Raw genomic sequence first — 24,998 nt, 5'->3', positions numbered from 1 at the left:
GCTGAAAAGGCATCGGCCTCGATGGCATATTTTCAAGGCGCCTACGCGCTACAATGTGGCTTTTGCCAATCATCGAGGTGTGCGTTTTGACTGCTCCAGGTCCTTTGAATTCCACTGCAGGCTCGCTTTTTGTCGTGGCGACGCCCATTGGCAACCTGGACGACATCAGTGCACGGGCGCTGAAAGTGTTGCGCGAGGTTAAATTGATCGCGGCCGAAGATACGCGGCACTCCCAACGGCTGATGCAGCATTTCGGTATCAGCACGCCATTGGCAGCCTGCCACGAGCACAACGAGCGCGAAGAAGGCAGTCGTTTCATCGTCCGTTTGCTGGCCGGCGACGATGTGGCGCTGATCTCCGACGCGGGTACGCCGCTGATCTCCGACCCAGGCTACCATCTGGTGCGCCAGGCGCGGGCTGCGGGTATCAATGTGGTGCCAGTCCCGGGGGCATGTGCGCTGATCGCCGCGTTGTCGGCGGCCGGCCTGCCGTCGGACCGTTTCATTTTCGAAGGTTTCCTGCCCGCCAAGGCAGTGGGGCGCCGCGCTCGTCTTCAGGCGCTGAAGGAAGAGCCGCGCACCCTGATCTTTTACGAAGCTCCCCATCGTATTCTTGAATGCCTGCAGGACATGGAGCTGGTGTTCGGCGGTGAGCGCCTGGCGCTGTTGGCGCGGGAAATCACCAAAACCTTCGAAACCCTCAAGGGCCTGCCCTTGGAAGAGCTGCGTGCCTTTGTCGAAGGCGACAGTAATCAGCAACGAGGCGAATGCGTGGTGCTGGTGGCGGGCTGGACGGCGCCAGAGGCTGAAGACGCGGTGGGCAGCGAAGCCATGCGCATCCTGGACCTGCTGCTCAAGGAAATGCCCCTTAAGCGCGCGGCGGCCCTGGCGGCGGAAATTACCGGTGTGCGCAAGAATGTGTTGTATCAAGTTGCGCTGGATAAACAAAAAGCCGAATAGTTCCGGGGTTAAACCGGTATTGCGTCTGAACGTGATGGCACTGCTGTACTTTTAATACTTGTCCTAAACCCGTCGTGCCGTTAACCTGCGCGACGGAGAGTCGATTGGACAGTCGCTGCCCTCTATGAAAATTAGGGGGGGGAGGAAAGTCCGGGCTCCATAGGGCGAAGTGCCAGGTAATGCCTGGGAGGCGTGAGCCTACGGAAAGTGCCACAGAAAATAACCGCCTAAGCACTTCGGTGCCGGTAAGGGTGAAAAGGTGCGGTAAGAGCGCACCGCACGACTGGCAACAGTTCGTGGCTAGGTAAACCCCACTTGGAGCAAGACCAAATAGGGTCCCAAGGCGTGGCCCGCGCTGGGACCGGGTAGGTTGCTAAAGATGTCCAGTGATGGCCATCGTAGACGAATGACTGTTCAAGACAGAACCCGGCTTACAGATCGACTCTCCACCTTTTTCCTTTTGTCCGAATCTCGGGCAGAAAACCGGTAATAACGCAAGAATCCCTCCCTGCCAAATCATTGGCGGATGCGTCTTCGTAATACCAAAAAAATCTTACTCTTAATAAATCACTTTAACTTTAAGCCATAGCTCTTTGAGCTATTTGTGCTTGTTGGGCCTAAAACATCACCGAACTCGGGTTTCTCCTCCTTTTGCGCTCCTAAATCTCCGTTCTGTAAGGCTTTTCCTTGAATCCGCGCCTTGACGGTGTGGTGGGCGCATTCCTATAGTGTGCGCAAGTGGCGAAAAGTGGTGCAAAGTGGGTTTTTTGAACGTAGAACGCTAAAATTTGGAGAAACGCATCTGTGTTTCGCGGAGCTAACGCTATCAGTCTCGATGCAAAAGGCCGTCTCGCTATGCCGAGCCGGTATCGTGACGAGCTGATTTCGCGAAGTTCCGGGCAGTTAATCATCACCATCGATGCCGTTGACCCTTGTTTATGTGTTTACCCCCTCGACGAGTGGGAGTTGATTGAAACCAAGTTGCGCGCTCTGCCTTCATTGCGTGAAGAAAACCGCCGGCTGCAGCGTTTGCTGATCGGTAATGCCGTCGACCTCCAGCTCGATGGCAGTGGTCGTTTCCTGGTGCCGCCGCGTTTGCGCGAGTACGCCAAGCTGGATAAGCGCGCAATGCTGGTGGGCCAACTGAACAAGTTCCAATTGTGGGACGAAGATGCCTGGGATGCTGTTTCTGCAGCTGACCTGGCTGCTATTCAACAACCGGGCGCCATGCCTGATGAACTGCGTGATTTGATCTTGTGACTATTGATAGCGGCTTTAACCACATCACCGTACTGCTTGACGAAGCCGTTGAGGCTCTCGCCGTACGCGCGGATGGCTGCTATCTGGATGGCACGTTCGGCAGGGGCGGGCATAGCCGGTTGATACTCAGCCAGCTCGGGTCCGACGGCAAGCTCCTCGGGTTCGACAAAGACCCCCAAGCGATTGCCACCGGGCAAGCGCTAGCGGCCGAAGACGGCCGCTTTGTCGTTGTACAGCGCAGCTTTGCCGAGCTGGGCGCCGAAGTCGCCGAGCGCGGCATGGCGGGCAAGGTGGCCGGGGTTTTGCTCGACCTGGGCGTGTCGTCGCCACAGCTCGACGACCCCGAGCGCGGCTTCAGTTTCATGAACGATGGCCCGCTCGACATGCGCATGGACCCGACCCGTGGCGTCAGTGCCGCGCAGTTCATCGCCACTGCGCCGGTGGAAGAAATTGCTCGCGTGTTCAAGGAATACGGTGAAGAACGCTTCGCCGGGCGCATGGCCCGTGCTGTGGTCGAGCGCCGTGAAATCCAGCCGTTCGAGCGCACCGCCGACCTGGCCGAAGTGCTGAAAGTCGCCAACCCGGCATGGGAAAAAGGCAAAAACCCAGCCACTCGTGCGTTTCAGGGCCTGCGTATTCACGTCAATAACGAATTGGGCGACCTGGAGGCCGGTCTCGAGGCCGCCCTCGAGGCGCTGGAAGTGGGTGGTCGCCTGGTGGTGATCAGCTTCCACTCCCTGGAAGACCGTATCGTCAAATTGTTCATGCGTCGCCTGGTCAAGGGCGAGTCCGATAACCTGCCGCGCAACCTGCCGGTCCGTTTCGAAGCCTTTGTGCCGAAAATCAAAATCCATGGCAAAGCGCAGTTCGCTTCCGAAGCCGAACTCAAGGCCAACCCGCGTGCCCGCAGTGCTGTCATGCGTGTTGCGGAGAAGCTGCGGTGAGCAGGCTTTTCGCCAAGCCGCTCCCGAGCGGCAGCTTCTTTATGCTGCTGCTGTTTATCGCTGTGCTGGTGTCCGCGATTGCGGTGTCTTACAGCGCCCACTACAACCGTCAACTGCTCAATACCCTGTACGGGGAATTGAGTGTGCGCGATAAAGCGCAGGCGGAATGGGGCCGGTTGATCCTGGAGCAGAGCACTTGGACTGCCCACAGCCGTATCGAAGTGCTGGCCACCGAACAGTTGAAGATGCACATTCCTAGCGCGGCCGAAGTTCGCATGGTGGCGCCATGATGAAACTCGAAGGCGCACTCTACCCGTGGCGCTTCCGCCTGATGCTTGGCTTGCTGGCATTGATGGTGGGGGCGATCGCCTGGCGCATCGTTGACCTGCAAGTGGTCGACCGCGACTTTCTGATCGGCCAGGGCGATGCCCGTAGCCTGCGTCATATTCCTATTCCTGCGCACCGCGGCCTGATTACCGACCGTAACGGCGAGCCTTTGGCCGTCAGTACTCCGGTGACTACCTTGTGGGCCAACGCCAAGGAACTGCAGGTGGCCAAGGATCGCTGGCCGTCACTCGCTGCCGCTCTGGGCCAGGATCCGAAAGCCCTGTCCGAACGCTTGGAAGCCCAGTCCAACAAAGAATTCATCTATCTGGTCCGTGGCCTCACCCCTGAGCAAGGCCAGCAGGTGCTCGATCTTAAAGTCCCCGGTGTCTATGGCATCGAGGAGTTCCGTCGTTTCTACCCGGCCGGTGAAACCACCGCCCATATGGTGGGCTTTACCGACATCGACGACCACGGTCGCGAAGGCGTGGAGTTGGCCTACGATGAATGGCTGGCCGGGGTTCCCGGCAAACGACAAGTCATCAAGGATCGGCGCGGCAGGCTGATCAAGGATGTCCAAGTCACCAAAAACGCCAAGGCCGGTAAGCCCTTGGCGTTGTCGATTGACCTGCGCCTGCAGTACCTGGCCAATCGCGAGCTGCGTAACGCGATCATCGAGAACGGCGCCAAGGCCGGCAGCCTGGTGATCATGGACGTGAAGACCGGCGAGATCCTCGCCATGGTCAACCAGCCGACCTACAACCCGAACAACCGTCGCAACCTGCAACCGGCGATGATGCGCAACCGCGCCATGATCGACGTGTTCGAGCCGGGTTCGACCATGAAAGCCATCTCCATGAGCGCTGCCCTCGAAACCGGGCGCTGGAAACCCAGCGACAAGGTCGAGGTGTATCCAGGCACCTTGCAGTTGGGCAAATACACCATTCGTGACGTGTCCCGCACTGAAGGTCCGGTGCTGGATTTGACAGGTATCCTGATCAACTCCAGTAACGTCGGCATGAGCAAGGTCGCCTTCGATATCGGCGGCGAAACCATCTATCACCTGGCGCAGAAAATCGGCTTGGGCCAACCCACCGGCCTCGACTTCCCCGGTGAGCGCGTGGGCAACCTGCCCAACTACCGCGACTGGAAAAAGGCCGAGACCGCCACGCTTTCCTACGGCTACGGCCTGTCGGTGACCGCGATCCAACTGGCCCACGCTTTCTCTGTTTTGGCCAATAACGGTCGCATGGTTCCTTTGAGTCTGATCCACGTCGACGAGGCGCCGAAAGCGACCCAGGTGATCCCGGAAAACGTCGCCAAGACCATGCAAGGCATGTTGCAACAAGTGATCGAAGCACCCCGTGGCGTGTTCCGTGCCCAGGTGCCGGCGTATCACGTGGCTGGCAAGTCGGGTACTGCACGTAAAACGTCGGTGGGTACCAAGGGCTACGCCGAAAATTCCTACCGTTCGCTGTTCGCCGGCTTCGGCCCGATGAGCGATCCACGCTACGCCATCGTCGTTGTGATCGATGAGCCGAGCAAAGCCGGTTACTTCGGTGGCCTGGTATCGGCGCCGGTGTTCAGCAAAGTGATGTCCGGCACCCTGCGCCTGATGAACATCACGCCGGACAACCTGCCGCCGACCCAACAAGCGAACGCCGGACCGCCGGCCGCCGCTGTAAAAGCCAATGGAGGGCGCGGCTGATGTCTCTTAGCCTGAACAAGATTTTCGCCCACGCCGGTCGCGATCTGTTGATTCGCGAGTTGAGCCTGGACAGCCGTAAGGTACGCGCCGGCGACCTGTTCCTCGCGGTACCTGGCGGCAAGTTCGATGGCCGTGCGCACATTGCCGATGCCCTGCAACGCGGTGCGGCGGCGGTGGCCTATGAAGTGGAAGGCGCCACGGTGCTGCCGATCACCGATGTGCCGTTGATTCCCGTCAAAGGCCTGGCCGCGCAGTTGTCGGACATCGCCGGGCGTTTCTATGGCGACCCAAGCCGCCACTTGAACCTGATTGGCGTGACCGGCACCAACGGCAAGACCAGCGTGACCCAACTGGTCGCCCAGGCCCTCGACCTGCTGGGCCAGCACTGCGGCATCGTCGGCACCCTCGGGACCGGTTTCTATGGCGCGCTGCAAAGCGGCCTGCACACCACGCCGAACCCGATCGCCGTGCAAGCGACCCTGGCCGACCTGAAAAAGGCCGGTGCCAAGGCGGTTGCCATGGAAGTGTCGTCCCACGGCCTGGACCAGGGGCGTGTCACCGCGCTGGCATTCGACGTGGCGGTGATGACCAACCTGTCCCGCGATCACCTTGACTACCACGGCACCATGGAGGCTTACGCGGCAGCCAAGGCCAAGCTGTTTGCCTGGAATGACCTCAAGTGCCGGGTGGTGAACCTGGATGACGCCTTTGGTCGCCAACTGGCTGCCGAAAACAGTGAAGCGCGCCTGATCAGCTACAGCCTGGAAGACGCCAGCGCTTACCTGTATTGCCGCGAAGCCCAATTCAATGACGAGGGCGTGCGCGCCACGCTGGTCACGCCCCAGGGCGAGCACCATCTGCGCAGCACGTTGCTCGGTCGTTTCAACCTCAGCAACGTACTCGCCGCCATCGGCGCGTTGCTTGGCCTGGATTACGCCCTCGACGAGATCCTGCGTGTGCTGCCGAAGCTGGAAGGCCCGGCCGGTCGCATGCAGCGTTTGGGTGGTGGTTCGCAGCCACTGGTGGTGGTCGATTACGCCCATACACCGGACGCGCTGGAAAAAGTCCTGTTGGCCCTGCGCCCGCACGCCAAGGGCAAATTGCTCTGCCTGTTCGGCTGCGGTGGTGATCGCGATCGCGGCAAGCGTCCGTTGATGGCCGAGATTGTCGAGCGTCTGGCCGATGGTGTGCTCGTTACCGACGACAACCCGCGTAGCGAAGACCCGAGCCAGATTTTCAACGACATCCGTGCAGGCTTCAAAGACGTGTCCAAGGTCGCCTTCGTGGCGGGTCGAGGCGCGGCCATTGCCCAGTTGATTGCCGGCGCCAGCGCTGACGACGTGGTGGTACTGGCCGGTAAAGGCCACGAGGACTACCAGGAAATCAACGGCGAACGGCATGCCTTCTCTGATCTGGTCGAGGCCGATCGCGCCTTGACCGCCTGGGAGGTCGCCCATGCTTAAGCCTATGAAATTCAGCGAACTGACCCAGGCCTTGTCGGCCCGCGTACTGTCGAGTGATTGCAGCTTCGATGGCGTCAGTATCGACAGTCGCAACATCAAGCCAGGGCAGCTCTTTGTCGCGTTGGCCGGCCCGCGTTTCGACGGCCACGACTACCTGAATGAAGTGGCCGCCAAAGGCGCCGTGGGTGCCCTGGTGCAGCGCGAAGTGGCGGACTCCACCTTGCCGCAGTTGCTGGTCGCCGATACGCGCCTGGCCCTGGGGCAGTTGGGCGCGCTGAACCGTGCCGCGTTCACCAAGCCCGTTGCGGCCATCACCGGCTCCAGCGGCAAGACCACGGTCAAGGAACTGCTCGCCGGTGTCCTGCGCACACGTGGGCCGGTGCTCGCGACCCGTGGCAACCTCAACAATGATTTCGGCGCACCGCTGACCCTGCTCGAGCTGGCCCCGGAACACACGGCGGCGGTGATCGAACTGGGCGCTTCGCGCATCGGCGAGATCGCGTACACCGTGGCGCTGACCAAGCCCCACGTGGCAATTATCAACAACGCCGGGACCGCCCACGTCGGTGAGTTCGGCGGTCCGGAGAAAATCGTCGAAGCCAAGGGCGAAATCCTCGAAGGCCTCGATGCTTCGGGTACTGCGGTATTGAATCTTGACGACAAGGCCTTCGAGACCTGGCGTGTACGTGCTGCCGGTCGCAAGGTGCTGACGTTTGCCGTGCTGAATGCAGCGGCGGATTTCCACGCATCCGACATCGCTGTCGATGCCCGTGGTTGCCCATCCTTCACCTTGCACACCCCGCAAGGTAGCGAGCACGTGCAGTTGAATCTGCTGGGCAACCATAACGTCGCCAATGCCCTGGCCGCCGCCGCCGCCGCTTACGCCCTGGGCGTGTCGCTGTTCGGTATCGCTACCGGGCTGGGTGCGGTGCAGCCGGTCAAGGGACGCACCGTCGTGCAACTGGCGAGCAACGGCATGCGCGTGATCGATGACACCTACAACGCCAACCCGTCCTCCATCAACGCCGCCGTTGACCTGCTCACCGGCTTTGCCGGGCGCAAGGTACTGGTGTTGGGGGATATCGGCGAGTTGGGCGGCTGGGCCGAACAAGGACACCGTGAAGTCGGCGCCTATGCGGCCGGCAAAGTCGATGCCCTCTACGCCGTCGGCACCAACATGGCCCATGCCGTTGACGCTTTCGGCCCCGGTGCGCGGCATTTCGCCACCCAGGCCGAGTTGATCCAGGCGCTGCGTGCGGGCGAACAAGACAAACACACAACCATTTTGATCAAGGGATCGCGCAGCGCGGTGATGGAAAACGTCGTCGTGGCCTTGTGTGGCTCAAGTACGGAGAAACATTAATGCTGCTGCTGCTGGCTGAGTATCTGCAACAGTTCCACAAAGGCTTCGCGGTCTTTCAGTACCTGACCCTGCGCGGGATTCTGGGTGTGCTGACCGCGTTGTCTTTGTCGCTGTTCCTGGGGCCGTGGATGATCCGCACCCTGCAGAACCTGCAAATTGGTCAATCGGTTCGTAATGACGGCCCGCAGTCGCACCTGTCCAAATCCGGTACGCCGACCATGGGCGGCGCGCTGATCCTGTCGTCCATCGGTATCAGTACCTTGCTCTGGGCCGACCTGCATAACCGCTACGTCTGGGTGGTGCTGCTGGTGACCTTTCTGTTCGGCGCTATCGGCTGGGTCGACGATTACCGCAAAGTGATCGAGAAAAACTCCAAGGGGCTGCCAAGCCGCTGGAAGTATTTCTGGCAGTCGGTGTTCGGCCTGGCGGCCGCGATCTTCCTCTACACGACCGCACCAAGCGCCGTCGAGACCACCTTGATCATCCCGATGCTCAAGGATGCGAGCATTCCGCTGGGCATCGGCTTCGTAGTGCTGACTTACTTCGTCATCGTCGGCTCCAGCAACGCGGTGAACCTGACCGACGGCCTCGACGGCCTGGCGATCATGCCGACGGTGATGGTGGGCGGCGCGCTCGGCATCTTCTGCTATCTGTCGGGTAACGTGAAATTTGCCGAATACTTGCTGATCCCTTACGTGCCGGGCGCCGGTGAGCTGATTGTGTTCTGCGGCGCATTGATCGGTGCCGGCCTGGGCTTCCTGTGGTTCAACACCTATCCCGCGCAAGTGTTCATGGGCGACGTCGGCGCACTCGCGCTGGGCGCGGCCCTGGGCACCATCGCCGTGATCGTTCGCCAGGAAATCGTGCTGTTCATCATGGGCGGCGTGTTCGTGATGGAAACCCTGTCGGTGGTCATCCAGGTGGCTTCCTTCAAGTTGACCGGGCGCCGCGTGTTCCGCATGGCGCCGATCCACCACCACTTTGAACTCAAGGGCTGGCCTGAGCCGCGTGTGATCGTCCGATTCTGGATCATCACCGTGATTCTCGTCCTGGTCGGCCTTGCCACCCTGAAACTGAGGTAGAAACGAGTGTCCCTGATCGCTTCAGACCACTTCCGCATCGTTGTCGGCCTCGGCAAGAGCGGCATGTCCCTGGTTCGCTTCCTGGCGAACCGGGGCGTGTCGTTTGCCGTGGCCGATACGCGGGAAAATCCACCGGAGCTGGTCACGCTGCGCCGTGACTACCCGCACGTGGAAGTGCGTTGTGGCGAGTTGGATGTCGAGTTTCTGTGCCGCGCCGACGAGCTCTACGTGAGCCCCGGCCTGGCCCTGGCGACACCGGCCCTGCAAGCTGCAGCGGCGCGTGGTGTGAAGCTGTCGGGCGATATCGACCTGTTCGCACGTAACGCGAAGGCGCCGATCGTGGCCATCAGCGGTTCCAACGCGAAAAGCACCGTGACCACCCTGGTCGGCGAGATGGCGGCTGCGGCCGGCAAGCGCGTGGCCGTGGGCGGCAACCTCGGCACGCCAGCGCTGGACCTGCTCAGCGACGACATCGAGCTGTACGTGATGGAACTGTCGAGCTTCCAGCTGGAAACCACCCACGACCTGGGCGCTGAAGTGGCCACCGTGCTGAACGTCAGCGAAGACCATATGGACCGTTACAGCGGCCTGCCGGCGTACCACCTGGCCAAGCACCGGATTTTCCGCGGCGCCAAGCAAGTGGTGGTCAACCGCCAGGATGCCCTGAGCCGTCCGCTGATGGGCGAAGGCCTGCCATGCTGGACCTTCGGCCTGGGCAAACCCGATTTCAAGGCCTTCGGTATCCGTGAAGAAAACGGCGAGAAATACCTGGCCTTCGAATTCCAGAACCTGATGCCGGTGCGCGATCTGAAAATCCGTGGCGCCCACAACCAGTCCAACGCCCTGGCGGCGCTGGCGCTGGGGCACGCCGTGGGCTTGCCGTTCGACGCCATGCTCTCTAGCCTGCGCACCTTCGGCGGGCTTGAGCATCGCTGCCAGTGGGTACGCGACCTCGATGGCGTCAGCTATTACAACGACTCCAAGGCCACCAACGTCGGTGCGGCCCTGGCCGCCATCGAAGGCCTGGGTACCGATATCGACGGCAAGCTGCTGCTGATCGCCGGTGGCGACGGCAAGGGGGCCGACTTCAAGGACCTCAAGGGGCCGGTGGCCCAGCATTGCCGCGCCGTGGTGCTGATCGGCCGCGATGCCGACTTGATCGCCGCTGCCTTGGGCGACGCCGTGCCGCAAGTGCACGCCAGTTCCCTCGATGACGCGATTGCCCAGTGCAAAGCCCTGGCCCAGCCGGGTGATGCGGTGCTGCTGTCGCCGGCGTGCGCCAGTTTCGACATGTTCAAGAACTACGAAGAGCGCGGCCAGTTGTTCGCCCGTGCCGTGGAGGCCTTGGCATGAATATCAACTTTCGTAACATCATCAAGCCTTATCCTTCGCCGATCATCACCGGGCGCGGTATCGACCTGGATTTCCCGATGCTCGCCGGCTGCCTGGCGCTGTTGGGCCTGGGCCTGGTGATGATCACGTCGGCATCCTCCGAAGTGGCCGCCGTGCAGTCGGGCAACACCCTGTACATGATGATCCGTCACCTGGTGTACCTGGTGATCGGCCTCGGCGCGTGCATCGTGACCATGATGATCCCCATCGCCACCTGGCAACGCCTGGGCTGGCTGATGCTGATCGGCGCGTTCGGTTTGCTGGTCATGGTGATCCTGCCGGGTATCGGTCGCGAGGTGAACGGTTCGATGCGCTGGATCGGCTTCGGTGCGTTTAACGTGCAGCCGTCGGAAATCGCCAAGGTGTTCGTGGTGATCTACCTCGCTGGCTACCTGGTGCGGCGTCAGAAGGAAGTCCGCGAAAGCTGGATGGGCTTCTTCAAGCCGTTCATCGTGCTGCTGCCGATGGCCGGCCTGCTGCTGATGGAACCCGACTTCGGGGCCACTGTGGTGATGATGGGCGCAGCGGCGGCGATGCTGTTCCTCGGCGGCGTGGGCCTGTTCCGTTTCACCTTGATGGTGGTGCTCGCGGTGGCTGCGGTGACCGTTCTGGTACAGGCCCAACCCTACCGGATGGCGCGTCTGATCACCTTCACCGACCCCTGGTCCGATCAGTTCGGTTCCGGCTACCAGTTGACCCAGGCGCTGATCGCCTTCGGTCGCGGCGAGTGGTTGGGCGTGGGCCTGGGCAACAGCGTGCAGAAACAGTTCTACCTGCCGGAAGCGCACACCGACTTCGTGTTCTCGGTACTGGCCGAAGAGCTCGGCGTGGTCGGTTCGCTGTGCACCGTCGCGCTGTTCGTGTTCGTGTGTGTGCGCGGCATGTACATCGGCTTGTGGGCCGAGAAGGCCAAACAGTATTTCGCCGCCTATGTGGCGTACGGCTTGTCGTTTCTGTGGATCGGCCAGTTCCTGATCAATATCGGTGTGAACGTCGGCCTGCTGCCGACCAAGGGCCTGACCTTGCCGTTCCTCAGTTACGGCGGCAGTTCGTTGGTGATCTGCTGTGCGTGCCTGGGCTTGTTGCTGCGCATCGAGTGGGAGAGTCGAACCCACCTGGGCAGCGAAGAGATGGAGTTCAGCGAAAGCGACTTCGCCGAGGAGCCGACCCATGGGCGCTAACGTGCTGATCATGGCGGGCGGCACCGGGGGCCATGTGTTCCCGGCCCTGGCTTGCGCGCGGGAATTCCAGAGCCGTGGCTACAGCGTGCACTGGTTGGGAACGCCGCGTGGCATCGAAAACGAACTGGTGCCGAGCGCCGGCTTGCCGCTGCATTTGATCAACGTCACGGGCCTGCGCGGCAAGAGCAAGTTGTCCCTGCTCAAGGCGCCGTTCGTGTTGCTCAAGGCCGTGTGGCAGGCACGCAAGGTCATACGTGAAGTGAAACCGGTGTGTGTGCTCGGCTTCGGCGGTTATGTGACCGGCCCTGGCGGTGTCGCGGCCAGGCTCGCGGGCGTGCCGGTGATCGTGCACGAGCAGAACGCCGTTGCCGGTACCGCCAATCGCCTGCTGGTGCCCCTGGCGGCGCGGGTGTGTGAAGCGTTCCCCAACACTTTCAGTGCGTCGGGTAAGCGTCGCACCACCGGCAATCCGGTGCGTACCGAGCTGTTCATGGACATTGCCCGTGAAGCGCTGGCCGGGCGCAAGGCGCATCTGCTGATCCTGGGCGGAAGCCTGGGCGCCGAACCATTGAATAAATTGCTGCCCGAAGCGGTAGCGCAACTGCCTGTGGAATTGCGCCCGGAGATCTTCCACCAGGCCGGCAAGAACCACGATGAAGTGACCGCCACGCGTTATCGCGAGGTCGGTGTGGAAGCCACTGTGCAGCCCTTTATCAAAGACATGGCCCATGCCTATGGCTGGGCCGACCTGGTGGTCTGTCGCGCTGGTGCGCTGACCGTCAGTGAACTGGCTGCCGCCGGTCTGCCGTCCTTGCTGGTGCCTTTGCCCCATGCGATCGACGATCACCAGACCCGCAACGCCGAATATTTGGCCGGGGAGGGCGCTGCCTTCCTGCTGCCGCAAAGAACGACTGGCGCCGCCGATTTGGCCGCACGCCTGACCGAGGTTTTGATGCAACCGGAACGACTCAACAGCATGGCGAGCACCGCAAGCCGCCTGGCCAAACCTGATGCCACCCGCACCGTGGTCGATATCTGCCTGGAGGTGGCCCATGGTTGAGAATCAGAAAGCCATGCCACAACCGGAAATGCGCCGCATCCGTCGCATCCACTTCGTCGGTATCGGCGGCGTGGGCATGTGCGGCATTGCCGAAGTGTTGCTGAACCTGGGTTATCAGGTGTCCGGCTCCGACTTGAAAGAATCGCCGGTGACCGAGCGCCTGAAGTCGTTCGGCGCGCAGATCTTTATCGGCCACCGCGCCGAGAACGCCGTCGATTCCGACGTGCTGGTGGTATCGAGTGCCGTGAACACCTCCAACCCGGAAGTGGCCACCGCCCTTGAACGCCGCATTCCCGTGGTGCCCCGCGCCGAGATGCTGGCCGAGCTGATGCGCTATCGCCACGGCATTGCCGTCGCCGGTACTCACGGTAAAACCACCACCACCAGCCTGATCGCTTCGGTGTTCGCCGCCGGTGGCCTGGACCCGACCTTCGTGATCGGTGGGCGTCTGAATGCCGCGGGCACCAATGCCCAGCTCGGCACCAGCCGTTACCTGATCGCCGAAGCTGATGAAAGCGATGCCAGCTTCCTGCACCTGCAACCGCTGGTCGCTGTGGTCACCAACATCGACGAAGACCACATGGCGACCTACGACGGTGACTTCAACAAGTTGAAGAAAACCTTCGTCGAGTTCCTGCACAACCTGCCGTTCTACGGTTTGGCCGTGGTGTGCCTGGATGATCCGGTGGTGCGTGAAATCCTGCCGCTGGTCAAGCGTCCGACCGTGACCTACGGCTTCAGCGAAGACGCCGACGTGCGCGCGATCAATGTGCGCCAGGAAGGCATGCAAACCTTCTTCACCGTGCTGCGTCCCGACCGTGAGCCGCTGGACGTCTCGGTGAACATGCCGGGCAACCACAACGTGCTCAATTCCCTGGCGACCATCTGCATCGCTTCCGATGAGGGCGTCAGCGATGAAGCCATCGTCGAAGGTCTGTCGCGCTTTGCCGGCGTGGGCCGTCGCTTCCAGGTCTACGGCCAGTTGCCGGTAGAAGGCGGCGACGTGATGCTGGTGGACGACTACGGTCACCACCCGACCGAAGTCGCGGCCGTGATCAAGGCCGTGCGCGGTGGCTGGCCGGAGCGCCGCCTGGTGATGGTCTACCAGCCGCACCGCTATAGCCGCACCCGTGATCTGTACGACGATTTCGTCAATGTACTGGCCGATGCCAATGTGTTGCTGTTGATGGAAGTCTACCCGGCCGGTGAAGAGCCGATCCCGGGTGCCGACAGCCGCAAGCTGTGCAACAGCATCCGCCAGCGCGGCCAACTGGACCCGATCTACATCGAGCGTGGTGTGGACCTGGCGCCGATCGTCAAGCCGCTGCTGCGTGCCGGCGACATCCTGCTGTGCCAGGGCGCCGGTGACATCGGCGGCCTTGCCCCTAAATTGCTCGCGAGCCCCTTGTTCGTAAAAGAAGCGTTCGCCGCAGAAAAGGGGAAGTCGAAATGACCACGAACTACGGCTCGCTGTTCTCGACCATCCCACCTGCCGACTTTGGCCGCGTGGCCGTGCTGTTCGGCGGCAAGAGCGCCGAGCGCGAAGTGTCGCTCAAGTCCGGCAACGCCGTGCTTGAAGCCCTGCAAAGCGCCGGCGTGAACGCGTTCGGTATCGACGTGGGCGATGATTTCCTCGCCCGCTTGCAGGCCGAGAAGATCGACCGCGCGTTCATCATCCTGCACGGCCGTGGCGGTGAAGACGGCAGCATGCAAGGCCTGCTGGAGTGCGCCGGCATCCCCTACACCGGCAGCGGCATCCTCGCGTCGGCGCTGGCCATGGACAAGCTGCGCACCAAGCAGGTGTGGCACAGCCTGGGCATTCCTACTCCGCGTCACAGTGTTCTGTGCAGCGAAGACGATTGTATTTCTGCCGCCAAGGAACTGGGCCTGCCTTTGATCGTCAAACCAGCCCATGAAGGCTCCAGTATCGGCATGGCCAAAGTGAACTCGGCCGCCGAATTGATCGACGCATGGAAAGCGGCCAGTACCTACGATTCACAAGTGTTGGTGGAACAGTGGATCCAGGGTCCCGAGTACACCATCGCCACCCTGCGTGGCCAGGTATTGCCGCCCATCGCATTGGGCACGCCCCACACTTTTTACGATTACGACGCCAAGTACCTGGCTTCCGATACCCAGTACCGGATTCCGTGCGGCCTTGACGCAACCAAAGAACAGGAATTGATGGACCTCACGGCAAAAGCCTGTGAGGCGCTGGGTATCGCCGGTTGGGCGCGGGCAGACGTGATGCAGGATGACCAAGGGAATTTCTGGTTCCTGGAAGTCAACACCGCACCCGGGATGACCGACCACAGCCTGGTACCTATGGCCGCTCGCGCAGCCGGATTGGATTTCCAGCAGTTGGTGCTGGCGATTCTTGCCGCCAGCATCGAGCCACGAGGCTAAGGACATGAAAGGCGCATCGCTTCGTCATCACCCCCCCCAAGCACCCGGCCGCAAGCCGGTGCCACGGGGTGCCAGTCGAATGGTGGCTAAAGAGCCGATGTCGGCGCGCCTGCCGAAAGCCAATTTTGGTTTCCTCAAGGCGCTGTTCTGGCCGGTGCTGCTGGTGGTGTTGGGTTTTGGCACTTACGAAGGCGCCCAGCGTCTATTGCCATATGCCGATCGCCCGATCACCAAGATCAGCGTGCAGGGTGACTTGAGCTACATCAGCCAGCAGGCGGTGCAGCAGCGTATCGGTCCGTTCCTGGCCGCGAGCTTCTTCACCATCGACCTGGCCGGCATGCGCCGGGAGTTGGAGCAGATGCCGTGGATCGCCCACGCCGAAGTCCGTCGTGTATGGCCGGATCAGGTGACGATCCGCCTGGAAGAGCAACTGCCCGTGGCCCGCTGGGGCGACGAGGCGCTGTTGAACAACCAGGGCCAGGCGTTCACGCCGCGTGAGCTGGCCAACTACGAGCACCTGCCGCAGTTGTTCGGGCCGCAGCGGGCGCAGCAGCAAGTGATGCAGCAGTACCAGGCCTTGAGCCAGATGCTGCGGCCACTGGGCTTCTCCATTGCACGCCTGGAATTGCGTGAACGGGGTAGCTGGTTTTTGACGACCGGGGCCGGCAGTTCCGGCCCGGGCATCGAGTTGTTGCTGGGACGCGACCGCTTGGTGGAAAAGATGCGCCGTTTCATTGCCATCTACGACAAGACCTTGAAAGAACAGATTACGAACATTGCGAGCGTCGACCTGCGTTACGCCAACGGCCTTGCCGTCGGCTGGCGTGAACCGGCTGCGCCCACGGCAGCGCAACCCGCTGTCGCGAAGAATTAAGAAGAGGCAGGACCCATGGCAAACGTGCAAAGCGGCAAAATGATCGTCGGTCTCGATATCGGTACCTCCAAGGTGGTGGCGCTGGTGGGCGAGGTCGGGGAAGACGGCACGATCGAAATCGTCGGTATTGGCACGCATCCGTCCCGGGGCCTGAAGAAAGGCGTGGTGGTGAACATCGAGTCCACCGTGCAATCGATCCAGCGCGCCATCGAAGAAGCGCAGCTGATGGCCGGTTGCCGGATTCACTCGGCATTCGTCGGCGTCGCCGGCAACCATATCCGCAGCCTGAACTCCCACGGCATCGTGGCGATCCGCGACCGCGAAGTCAGCGCGGCCGACCTCGAGCGCGTGCTCGACGCTGCCCAGGCCGTGGCGATCCCGGCAGACCAGCGCGTGCTGCACACCTTGCCGCAGGATTACGTGATCGATAACCAGGAAGGCGTTCGCGAGCCCCTGGGCATGTCGGGCGTGCGTCTGGAGGCCAAGGTCCACGTGGTCACCTGCGCCGTCAATGCGGCACAGAACATTGAAAAATGCGTGCGCCGCTGCGGCCTGGAAATCGACGACATCATTCTTGAGCAACTGGCGTCGGCCTACTCGGTGCTGACCGACGATGAGAAAGAACTGGGCGTGTGCCTGGTGGACATCGGCGGCGGCACCACCGACATCGCGATCTTCACCGAGGGTGCGATCCGTCACACCGCCGTGATCCCGATCGCCGGCGACCAGGTCACCAACGACATCGCCATGGCGCTGCGTACACCGACCCAGTACGCCGAAGAAATCAAGATCCGCTACGCCTGTGCCCTGGCCAAGCTGGCCGGTGCCGGTGAAACCATCAAGGTGCCAAGCGTGGGCGACCGTCCACCGCGCGAACTGTCGCGCCAGGCCCTGGCCGAAGTGGTCGAGCCGCGCTACGACGAACTGTTCACCCTGATCCAGGCTGAACTGCGCCGCAGCGGCTACGAAGATTTGATCCCGGCCGGCATCGTGTTGACCGGCGGCACCTCGAAGATGGAAGGCGCGGTCGAATTGGCCGAAGAGATCTTCCACATGCCTGTGCGCCTGGGCGTGCCCCATGGCGTGAAAGGCCTGGGCGACGTGGTGCGCAACCCGATTTATTCCACCGGTGTGGGCTTGCTGTTGTACGGGCTGCAGAAGCAGACCGACGGCATTTCCCTGTCGGGCCCGAGCAACCGCGACAGCTACCGCAGCGACGACGAAGCCAAAGCGCCGTTGTTCGAGCGGTTGCAGAATTGGGTCAAAGGCAATTTCTAACGCTTTACCGCAATACCGTTCCACGGTTGTAGACGCATGCAGTAGGCGAAAAAACTAGAGAAATGAAAGGAGAGGGAACATGTTCGAACTCGTAGACAACATCCCCGCCAGTCCGGTCATCAAAGTGATCGGTGTCGGCGGTGGCGGCGGCAACGCTGTCAACCATATGGTCAAGAGCAACATTGAAGGCGTTGAATTCATCTGCGCCAACACGGATGCCCAGGCCCTGAAAAGCATCGGCGCGCGCACCATTCTGCAATTGGGCACAGCCGTGACCAAAGGCCTCGGTGCTGGCGCCAATCCGGAAGTCGGCCGTCAAGCCGCCCTGGAAGACCGCGAGCGCATTGCTGAAGTGCTGCAAGGCACCAACATGGTGTTCATCACCACCGGCATGGGCGGCGGTACCGGTACCGGTGCTGCGCCGATCATCGCTGAAGTGGCCAAGGAAATGGGGATTCTGACGGTTGCCGTCGTGACTCGTCCGTTCCCGTTCGAAGGCCGCAAGCGCATGCAGATCGCCGACGAAGGCATCCGTCTGCTGTCTGAAAGCGTCGACTCGTTGATCACCATCCCCAACGAGAAGCTGCTGACCATCCTGGGCAAGGACGCGAGCCTGCTGTCCGCGTTCGCCAAGGCTGACGATGTACTGGCCGGTGCCGTTCGCGGTATCTCCGACATCATCAAGCGCCCGGGCATGATCAACGTCGACTTTGCCGACGTACGGACCGTGATGAGCGAAATGGGCATGGCGATGATGGGCACTGGCTGCGCCAGCGGTCCGAACCGTGCACGCGAAGCCACCGAAGCGGCCATCCGCAACCCGTTGCTCGAAGACGTGAACCTGCAAGGCGCACGCGGCATCCTGGTGAACATCACCGCCGGTCCTGACCTGTCCCTGGGTGAGTACTCCGACGTGGGTAGCATCATCGAAGCCTTCGCTTCCGAGCACGCCATGGTCAAGGTCGGTACCGTTATCGATCCGGACATGCGCGACGAGCTGCACGTGACTGTGGTTGCCACCGGCCTGGGTGCCAAGATCGAGAAGCCTGTAAAGGTCATCGACAACACCCTGCATACCGGCCAGGCCAGCCAAGCTGCCGCTCCAGCGCCTGCGCGCCAGGAACTGCCGTCGGTCAACTATCGTGATCTGGACCGTCCGACCGTGATGCGCAACCAGGCTCAGGCCGGTGCTGCGGCGTCCCGTAGCCCGAATCCGCAAGATGATCTGGACTACCTGGACATCCCGGCATTCCTGCGTCGTCAGGCCGATTAATGGAATGTATCAGGGCTATGAAGGTGATTGGTGTTCAGCAAAGGTCTGGTCTGCTATCATCGCCAGCCTTTGTTGATACCAGTTCGCAATTTGCGCTGAAGCGGTCCAAGCCATGATTAAACAACGCACCCTGAAGAATATTATTCGTGCCACAGGTGTAGGTCTGCACTCCGGGGAGAAGGTATACCTGACCCTCAAGCCTGCACCTGTCGACACCGGCATCGTGTTTGTGCGTGCCGACCTGGACCCTGTGGTGCAGATTCCTGCTCGCGCGGAAAACGTTGGCGAAACCACGATGTCGACCACACTGGTCAACGGTGACGTCAAAGTGGACACGGTGGAGCACTTGCTCTCGGCCATGGCCGGCCTGGGCATCGATAACGCCTACGTCGAGCTCTCCGCGTCCGAAGTCCCGATCATGGATGGCAGCGCTGGTCCCTTCGTATTCTTGATTCAATCTGCCGGCCTGGAAGAACAGGACGCAGCCAAGAAGTTCATTCGCATTCTGCGGGAAGTGACAGTAGAAGACGGCGACAAGCGCGCCACCTTCGTCCCGTTCGAAGGCTTTAAAGTGAGCTTTGAGATCGATTTCGATCACCCGGTATTCCGTGACCGCATCCAAAGTGCAAGCGTGGATTTTTCCAGCACTTCGTTCGTAAAAGAAGTCAGCCGCGCCCGTACCTTTGGTTTCATGAGTGACATCGAGTACCTGCGCAAGCACAACCTCGCACTCGGCGGCAGCGTTGAAAACGCCATTGTGGTCGACGCGGATGGTGTACTGAACGAAGACGGCCTTCGCTACGAAGACGAATTCGTGAAGCACAAGATCCTCGATGCAATCGGTGACCTCTACCTGCTGGGCAATAGCCTGATAGGCGAGTTCAAAGGCTTCAAGTCGGGCCACGCCCTTAACAACCAGCTGCTGCGCAAGTTGATTGAGCAGACAGACGCTTGGGAAGTCGTGACCTTCGAAGATGCCAGCACCGCACCGATCTCTTACATGCGTCCCGTTGCGGCGGTGTAAGTCACAACTCTCTTTCTTTAGTTTTTAAGGCTGCCTTCGGGTGGCCTTTTTTATGCGCGTGCGATTCCGGAGGAGCGAGCTTGCTCGCGAAAAAACCATCGGCGCCGTGGTTTTCCTGATTGCGCTGCGTCATCGTTAACGATCTTCGCGAGCAAGCTCGAGGCACATCAGGACGGATTTTCAGCCTCCACGATTCGATTACGCCCGGTGTGCTTGGCCTCATACAACGCCTGGTCGGCATTGAGCAGCAGGGCCTCCAGCGACAGGCAGCTGCGTTTATCCCAGGTACACATGCCGATACTGACGGTGATCGCTCGCTCGGCGTCTGGCACCTGTGGCAAGTGCTCGACGCCACTGCGGATATGTTCAGCAATCAGCCATGCGCCTCTGGAGTCGGTGGCCGGCAACACCACGGCGAACTCCTCGCCGCCATAACGTGCGGCCAGGTCGGCCGGGCGACGGATATGGCTGCCGATCACCTGGGCAACGTTGCGCAACGCTTCATCGCCGCCGTGATGGCCATGGCGGTCGTTGAAGGCCTTGAAGTGGTCGACGTCGATCATCAACAGCGTCAGCGGTTCGGCGGAGCGCTGCGCGCGGTCCCATTCCAGGCGCAGACGTTGGTCCAGAATGCGTCGGTTGGCCAGGCCGGTGAGTGCGTCGGTAGCTGCCAGTTCTGACAGCACCTTCTCCGCGCGATAACGGCGTCGCAGTTCCCGGCGCAGCATCCAGGTCAGCCATAACAGACCAATACACAGGATGCCGGTGGCGCCACCAGTCAGCATCGCTGCACGTTCCCAGGGCGCGAATACATCCTCACTGGACAGCACCACCGCCACAATCAGGGGCAGTTCGCCGACGTTGGTAAAGGTATACAAGCGTTCCTTGCCGGTGATACCTGAGACGGCGCGAAAGCTGCCGCTGCCATCGCGCACGATGCGTTTGAAGTTGGGGAAGTCACTCAGGTCCTTGTTGATCATGTCGCGCTCCAGCAGCGGTTGCTGGGCCAGCAGAATGCCTTGGTCGTTCAACAGGTTGACCGAGCTGCTATTGCCGATGGTCAGGCTGTTGAACAACTGATCGAAGTACGCCAGACGCATGGTGGCCACCGCAACCCCGGCGAACTCGCCGTCGGCACCGGTGACGCGGCGACTGAATGCAATGCGCCAGACCTGCTCGCAACTGCACTGGATCTTGAACGGCCGGCTGATGAACAGGCCGGCCTGGGTGGCGTTTTTGTGCGCGAGGAAGAAGTCGCGATCGGCAAAACTACGTGGAGTCGGCTTGAGCGTCGAAGAGTCGGCGACGACGGTGCCATTGGCGTCCAGCAACAGCACTTCGCCTTTGAAAGGCGCCGCCGCCGACCGCTCAAACTGCACCAGGTGTCGGATGTCCGCTGATAGCCGGGACAAGTCCGTGCGCTGCGTGGCCGCAATCAGCCCTTGCAGTGCCAGGTCATAGAGCTCGACGTTACGCAGCACATCCGCATTGATCAGTTGGGCGATGTTGGTGGTTGAGCGTTTGGCTGCCTGCAGGGCGCTGGTGTGCTCGCGGATCAATAGCGCCGAGACCATGATCACGATCAACGCGACGGTGAGGCCACTGCCCAGCATCAGCAACAGCTCTGGGCGTTCAGGTGGGGTACGAACAGGGCGTTGACTCATCGGGCAGACTTTAGTGGTGAAGATGCTGGCAGTTTAGTTCTACCTGCTGAAAATTGATTGTTTGGGTGAAAAGAAAGCGCTGCGCCCTAGAACACGTTGATCGGATAGTCGACGATCACCCGGTATTCATCCACATCCCGATCCACCGCCGAGTAGCCGTTGCTGCCGCGGTTGGTCGCCCATTGCAGGCGCACGGCGAGGTCCTTGGCCGTGCCGTCCTGCACCACATATTTCACGTCGATATCCCGTTCCCAGTGCCTGGCGTCCTTACCGTCGGCGCTGTACCAGGCACTGTAGCCCCGGCTTTGTGGGTCGACTCGGGTCAGGTCGGTCTTGCCGCTGCTGTAGGACACCGCCGAACTCAGGCCGGGCACGCCGAGGCCGCCGAAGTCATAGGCGTATTTGAGCTTCCACGAGCGCTCGTTGGGACCGTTGAAATCGGAGTATTGCTGGGAGTTGTCCAAGTACACGCTGTCGCCCTGGGTAATGTAGTCGAACGGGGTGTTGCCGTTGACCCGCTGGTAGGCGGCGGTGACGCTGTGATGGCCGACAGCCACGCTCAAGTGCAGGCTGTAGGTGTTGTTGTCGATATTCCCTAGCAGCGACTGGCCGGTGTCTTCGGTGTGGTAGTAGTGCAGGCCCGGGTTGAGGCTGATCAGCTCATTGAGCGCGTAGGTGTAGTCGAGGTCGTAGTAGTACTGGTGCCACACGTCCTTGAGTTCGGCGGCGTACAGGTTGCTGGTCACGCCGGGGATGCCGCTGAACGCTATGCCGGCCCAGTTCATGTGCTGGCTGTCGGTGTGGCTGGGCAAGGTGCCGTAGCTGGTGGCGATGCGCTGGTGGCCGCTCTGGTTGTAGAGCTTGGTGAAGCTGGCCTGGCCGCCTTCGAGCATCCAGCCGTCGACGCTGTGATTGGTCAGGCTAACGCCCCGGAAAGTCTGCGGCAGCATGCGGGTCATGCCGCCGGCGATCACCGGGTTGTTGAGGAACAGGTCGCCGGCCTTCAATTCGGTGTCGAAGGCGCGCATTTTCAGGGTGCCGCCCGCCGTGGAGAACGCGCCGGGGGCTTTGCCGTTGCCACTGCCGTACGGCAGGATGCTGGAGCCGTCGGTGCCGCCGCCGCCGTCGAGCTTGAGGCCGAGCATGGCGTGGACGTCCAGGCCGAAACCGACGATGCCCTGGGTGTAGCCGGATTCGAAGGTGCCGATAAAGCCCTGGCCCCATTCTTTGTTGTCGTCGGTGTGGATGTCGTGCCGGTCGCGGTTCATGTAGTAGTTGCGGGTGATGATGTTGAGGTGGGAGCCCTCGACGAAACCGTCGGTGGGGGTGGTGTCTGCCGCGTGGGCGAGTGGGGTGATCGTTGCAGCAATTGCGAGGAATAACGGGGTGACCGTCAGCGAGTTCTTCACCGGTGAAGCTCCTTGTGTCTATCGAAAACGGCCAATGTCGTGGGGATGTGCCTGGCCTTTTTTACGGCAAAAAAAAAGCCGCTGAAGCTCAGCGGCTTAAGACGGATTCCCAGTGTAGAGCCCTGGAAATAAGTCGAGGGAAGTGTGGGTGAGCGGGTTAGCTGTCTTTGCCGTTGCGCTCAACGATGCGTCAAATTAACGCAGGTGAGCGGTGGGATACAGAGTGTAACAAGATAATGACTGTTGCCCAAATCGCAACAGTAGGCGCTGGCAAGCCAGCTCCTACGGTGGAGCGCAGTCTTTAGACGGGCAGGGTGATGCCAAACGTATTGCCGCCCGCCTCGCTGCGCACGAACACATCGCCGCCATGCATCAACGCAATCGCCTTGACGATTGCCAGGCCCAAGCCGTGATTCGCCCCGCTGTTACTGCGCGAAGCGTCCACCCGATAGAACCGTTCGAACAGCCGGGGCAGATGCTCGCTGGCAATGGTGTCGCCGGGGTTGGTCACGCCGATCTCGACCTGATGTTCCTGTACGTCGATGTTCACTTCGATCACCTGCCCCGGCGCGGTGTGTTGCACGGCGTTGCTCAACAGGTTGATCAGGGCGCGACGCAAGTGGGCTTTTTCGATCTGCACCACGGCGTCGCCGCTTACCCGTACCTGGACCTGGGCGTCTTCGAGGATGAAATCCAGGTAGTCGAGGGTGGTCGCCACTTCGTCGGCCAGGGAGCTTTCGATCAGTTTGGTGGCCTTGCTGCCCTGGTCGGCGCTGGCCAGGAACAGCATGTCGTTGATGATCGAGCGCAGGCGCTCCAGTTCTTCCAGGTTCGATTGCAGCACCTCGAAGTAGTGCTCCGCCGAACGCCCACGCGTTAATGCCACCTGGGTCTGGCCGATCAGGTTGGTCAGCGGTGAGCGCAGTTCGTGGGCCACGTCGGCGTTGAACGACTCCAGGCGTGAATAGGCTTGCTCGACGCGGTCGAGGGTGGCGTTGAACGAGTTGACGAACTGGCGCAGTTCCGGCGGCAATGGCGACAACTGCAGGCGCCCCGAGAGCTTCGGCGGCGCGAGTTTTTGTGCTTCGTCCGAGAGTCTGCCCAAGGGCTTGAGGCCGATGCGCGAGACCCAGAACCCCAGTAGCGCGGCCAGGACCACGCCAACAAATGCCAGGCTGACCAGCGCCAGCAGTAAATGGTGCTGGGTGGCGCGGAAGTTTTCGGTGTCGATGGCAATCATGAAGCGCAACGGCGGACGCTGGTCCTGGGCGGGGAACTGGCTCACCAGCACCTTGAACGGGTCGTCATAGCCGGCCAGGCGTAAGTCGCGCTTGCCGGTCGGGCCGGCGGCGAAGGCGCGGATCTGTGCGTCGGGGTTGCCATACTCGTAGTTCGGATCGCTGCTCACCACCCAGAAACGGATGCGCTTGTCTTCCTCCGCCAGCAACTTGAGCTTGGCCTTGATCTTGATCCAATGTTCCGGCGTGCCGAAACGCGTCACCGACGACTCCAGCACGCTGTAGCGCGCATCCAATTCGGCCTCCGGTAACAGGCCCAGGCTGCGGTCCACCTGCTGATAGAGCGCGCCGCCGATCAACAGGAAGATCAGCAGCGCCACCAGGGTGAACATGCCGCTCAGGCGCAGGGCGATGGAGTTAGTTGTCACTGCGGCTCTCCAGCACATAGCCCATGCCACGGATGGTGTGCAGCAGTTTGGTGTCGAACGGCCCGTCGAGCTTGGCGCGCAGGCGCTTGATCGCCACTTCCACCACGTTGGCGTCGCTGTCGAAATTGATGTCCCAGACCATTTCCGCAATCGCCGTCTTGGACAGGATCTCACCCTGGCGCCGCGCCAACACGCTGAGCAGCGAGAACTCCTTGGCGGTCAGGTCCAGGCGCACGCCGTTGCGGCTGGCCTTGCGGCTGATCAGGTCGATCCACAGGTCGGCGACCGTCACCTGCACCGGTTCATGGCCACCGCTGCGGCGGGTCAAGGCTTGCAGGCGCGCCACCAGTTCCAGGAACGAAAACGGCTTGCCCAGGTAATCGTCGGCGCCTTCGCGCAGGCCGCGAACGCGGTCTTCCACGCGCTCGCGGGCGGTGAGCATGATCACCGGCGTCTGCTTGCGCGCACGCAAGGCGCGCAACACACCGAAGCCGTCGAGGCCGGGCAGCATCACGTCGAGCACGATCACTGCGTAATCGTTCTCCAGCGCCAGGTGCAGCCCTTCGACGCCTTCACGCGCCACATCGACGGTGTAGCCTTGTTCCGTCAGGCCGCGATGCAGGTAGTCTGCGGTTTTTTCTTCATCTTCAACGATCAGGACGCGCATG

The 24,998-nt window shown here is 61.5% G+C and carries 22 protein-coding genes and 1 other RNA gene; 18 read left to right on the top strand and 5 right to left on the bottom strand.

The window, feature by feature from the left end:
* The first annotated feature begins 53 nt into the window (after positions 1–53).
* From rsmI to lpxC, 18 genes are all read left to right on the top strand, one after another.
* Positions 54–959, top strand: a complete 906-nt coding sequence (rsmI, locus tag ACLH0J_RS29045; RefSeq protein WP_411390135.1) for a 16S rRNA (cytidine(1402)-2'-O)-methyltransferase — start codon at positions 54–56, stop codon at positions 957–959.
* Positions 960–1,055: 96 nt separating this feature from the next.
* An RNA gene (gene rnpB, locus ACLH0J_RS29040) (RNase P RNA component class A) lies at positions 1,056–1,409 on the top strand.
* A 354-nt stretch (positions 1,410–1,763) separates the two neighbouring features.
* On the top strand, positions 1,764–2,219 hold the full coding sequence (gene mraZ, locus ACLH0J_RS29035; RefSeq protein WP_411390134.1) for a division/cell wall cluster transcriptional repressor MraZ: 456 nt from the start codon (positions 1,764–1,766) through the stop codon (positions 2,217–2,219).
* A complete protein-coding gene (gene rsmH / locus ACLH0J_RS29030; protein ID WP_065900808.1) occupies positions 2,216–3,163 on the top strand; it encodes a 16S rRNA (cytosine(1402)-N(4))-methyltransferase RsmH in 948 nt (315 codons plus the stop codon). The genes mraZ and rsmH overlap by 4 nt, the downstream gene beginning before the upstream one ends.
* Positions 3,160–3,453 carry a cell division protein FtsL gene (gene ftsL, locus ACLH0J_RS29025; RefSeq protein WP_411390133.1) on the top strand — a complete coding sequence of 98 codons (294 nt, stop codon included), beginning with the start codon at positions 3,160–3,162 and terminating at the stop codon, positions 3,451–3,453. The genes rsmH and ftsL overlap by 4 nt, the downstream gene beginning before the upstream one ends.
* On the top strand, positions 3,453–5,195 hold the full coding sequence (locus ACLH0J_RS29020; protein WP_411392906.1) for a peptidoglycan D,D-transpeptidase FtsI family protein: 1,743 nt from the start codon (positions 3,453–3,455) through the stop codon (positions 5,193–5,195). Before ftsL ends, ACLH0J_RS29020 begins: the two co-directional genes overlap by 1 nt.
* Entirely contained in the window at positions 5,195–6,658 is a 1,464-nt protein-coding gene (locus ACLH0J_RS29015; protein WP_411390132.1) for a UDP-N-acetylmuramoyl-L-alanyl-D-glutamate--2,6-diaminopimelate ligase, read from the top strand. Before ACLH0J_RS29020 ends, ACLH0J_RS29015 begins: the two co-directional genes overlap by 1 nt.
* On the top strand, positions 6,651–8,021 hold the full coding sequence (locus tag ACLH0J_RS29010) for a UDP-N-acetylmuramoyl-tripeptide--D-alanyl-D-alanine ligase (protein WP_411390131.1): 1,371 nt from the start codon (positions 6,651–6,653) through the stop codon (positions 8,019–8,021). The genes ACLH0J_RS29015 and ACLH0J_RS29010 overlap by 8 nt, the downstream gene beginning before the upstream one ends.
* The gene (gene mraY, locus ACLH0J_RS29005) at positions 8,021–9,103 is read left to right on the top strand and encodes a phospho-N-acetylmuramoyl-pentapeptide-transferase (protein ID WP_411390130.1); all 1,083 of its coding nucleotides are present in this window, start codon (positions 8,021–8,023) and stop codon (positions 9,101–9,103) included. The genes ACLH0J_RS29010 and mraY overlap by 1 nt, the downstream gene beginning before the upstream one ends.
* A gap of 6 nt (positions 9,104–9,109) precedes the next feature.
* A complete protein-coding gene (gene murD / locus ACLH0J_RS29000) occupies positions 9,110–10,456 on the top strand; it encodes a UDP-N-acetylmuramoyl-L-alanine--D-glutamate ligase (RefSeq protein ID WP_411390129.1) in 1,347 nt (448 codons plus the stop codon).
* Complete coding sequence (gene ftsW / locus ACLH0J_RS28995) at positions 10,453–11,676, top strand: putative lipid II flippase FtsW (protein ID WP_411390128.1); 1,224 nt, start codon at positions 10,453–10,455, stop codon at positions 11,674–11,676. The genes murD and ftsW overlap by 4 nt, the downstream gene beginning before the upstream one ends.
* Complete coding sequence (murG, locus tag ACLH0J_RS28990; protein WP_411390127.1) at positions 11,666–12,736, top strand: undecaprenyldiphospho-muramoylpentapeptide beta-N-acetylglucosaminyltransferase; 1,071 nt, start codon at positions 11,666–11,668, stop codon at positions 12,734–12,736. The genes ftsW and murG overlap by 11 nt, the downstream gene beginning before the upstream one ends.
* Entirely contained in the window at positions 12,729–14,189 is a 1,461-nt protein-coding gene (gene murC, locus ACLH0J_RS28985) for a UDP-N-acetylmuramate--L-alanine ligase (RefSeq protein ID WP_411390126.1), read from the top strand. The genes murG and murC overlap by 8 nt, the downstream gene beginning before the upstream one ends.
* Positions 14,186–15,142, top strand: a complete 957-nt coding sequence (locus tag ACLH0J_RS28980; RefSeq protein ID WP_411390125.1) for a D-alanine--D-alanine ligase — start codon at positions 14,186–14,188, stop codon at positions 15,140–15,142. The genes murC and ACLH0J_RS28980 overlap by 4 nt, the downstream gene beginning before the upstream one ends.
* A 4-nt stretch (positions 15,143–15,146) precedes the next feature.
* Positions 15,147–16,016 carry a cell division protein FtsQ/DivIB gene (locus ACLH0J_RS28975; RefSeq protein ID WP_411390124.1) on the top strand — a complete coding sequence of 290 codons (870 nt, stop codon included), beginning with the start codon at positions 15,147–15,149 and terminating at the stop codon, positions 16,014–16,016.
* Between the two features lie 15 nt (positions 16,017–16,031).
* Positions 16,032–17,294, top strand: coding sequence for a cell division protein FtsA (ftsA, locus tag ACLH0J_RS28970; protein WP_411390123.1), 1,263 nt, complete (start codon positions 16,032–16,034; stop codon positions 17,292–17,294).
* Positions 17,295–17,373: 79 nt separating this feature from the next.
* Positions 17,374–18,567 carry a cell division protein FtsZ gene (gene ftsZ, locus ACLH0J_RS28965; RefSeq protein ID WP_411390122.1) on the top strand — a complete coding sequence of 398 codons (1,194 nt, stop codon included), beginning with the start codon at positions 17,374–17,376 and terminating at the stop codon, positions 18,565–18,567.
* Positions 18,568–18,679: 112 nt separating this feature from the next.
* Complete coding sequence (gene lpxC / locus ACLH0J_RS28960) at positions 18,680–19,591, top strand: UDP-3-O-acyl-N-acetylglucosamine deacetylase (protein ID WP_010565673.1); 912 nt, start codon at positions 18,680–18,682, stop codon at positions 19,589–19,591.
* 1 nt (position 19,592) lies between these two features.
* On the opposite strand, the gene ACLH0J_RS28955 is transcribed toward lpxC, so the two are convergent.
* The 5 genes from ACLH0J_RS28955 to ACLH0J_RS28935 form a co-directional block, all read right to left on the bottom strand.
* Positions 19,593–19,724, bottom strand: a complete 132-nt coding sequence (locus tag ACLH0J_RS28955) for a hypothetical protein (RefSeq protein ID WP_411390121.1) — start codon at positions 19,722–19,724, stop codon at positions 19,593–19,595.
* Between the two features lie 34 nt (positions 19,725–19,758).
* Positions 19,759–21,255, bottom strand: a complete 1,497-nt coding sequence (locus ACLH0J_RS28950) for a sensor domain-containing diguanylate cyclase (RefSeq protein ID WP_411390120.1) — start codon at positions 21,253–21,255, stop codon at positions 19,759–19,761.
* Between the two features lie 86 nt (positions 21,256–21,341).
* Positions 21,342–22,664: an OprD family porin gene (locus tag ACLH0J_RS28945; protein WP_411390119.1), complete on the bottom strand. Its 1,323-nt coding sequence runs from the start codon at positions 22,662–22,664 to the stop codon at positions 21,342–21,344.
* A gap of 301 nt (positions 22,665–22,965) precedes the next feature.
* Entirely contained in the window at positions 22,966–24,330 is a 1,365-nt protein-coding gene (locus ACLH0J_RS28940) for a heavy metal sensor histidine kinase (protein ID WP_411390118.1), read from the bottom strand.
* Positions 24,320–24,997, bottom strand: a complete 678-nt coding sequence (locus ACLH0J_RS28935; protein WP_411390117.1) for a heavy metal response regulator transcription factor — start codon at positions 24,995–24,997, stop codon at positions 24,320–24,322. Before ACLH0J_RS28935 ends, ACLH0J_RS28940 begins: the two co-directional genes overlap by 11 nt.
* Between the last annotated feature and the right edge of the window lies 1 nt (position 24,998).

This window comes from Pseudomonas sp. MPB23, assembly GCF_046605395.1.
Classification (GTDB): Bacteria; Pseudomonadota; Gammaproteobacteria; order Pseudomonadales; family Pseudomonadaceae; genus Aquipseudomonas.
The sequence above is the reverse complement of the archived record's forward strand: the minus strand, read 5'-3'. Positions and strand labels throughout refer to the sequence as shown.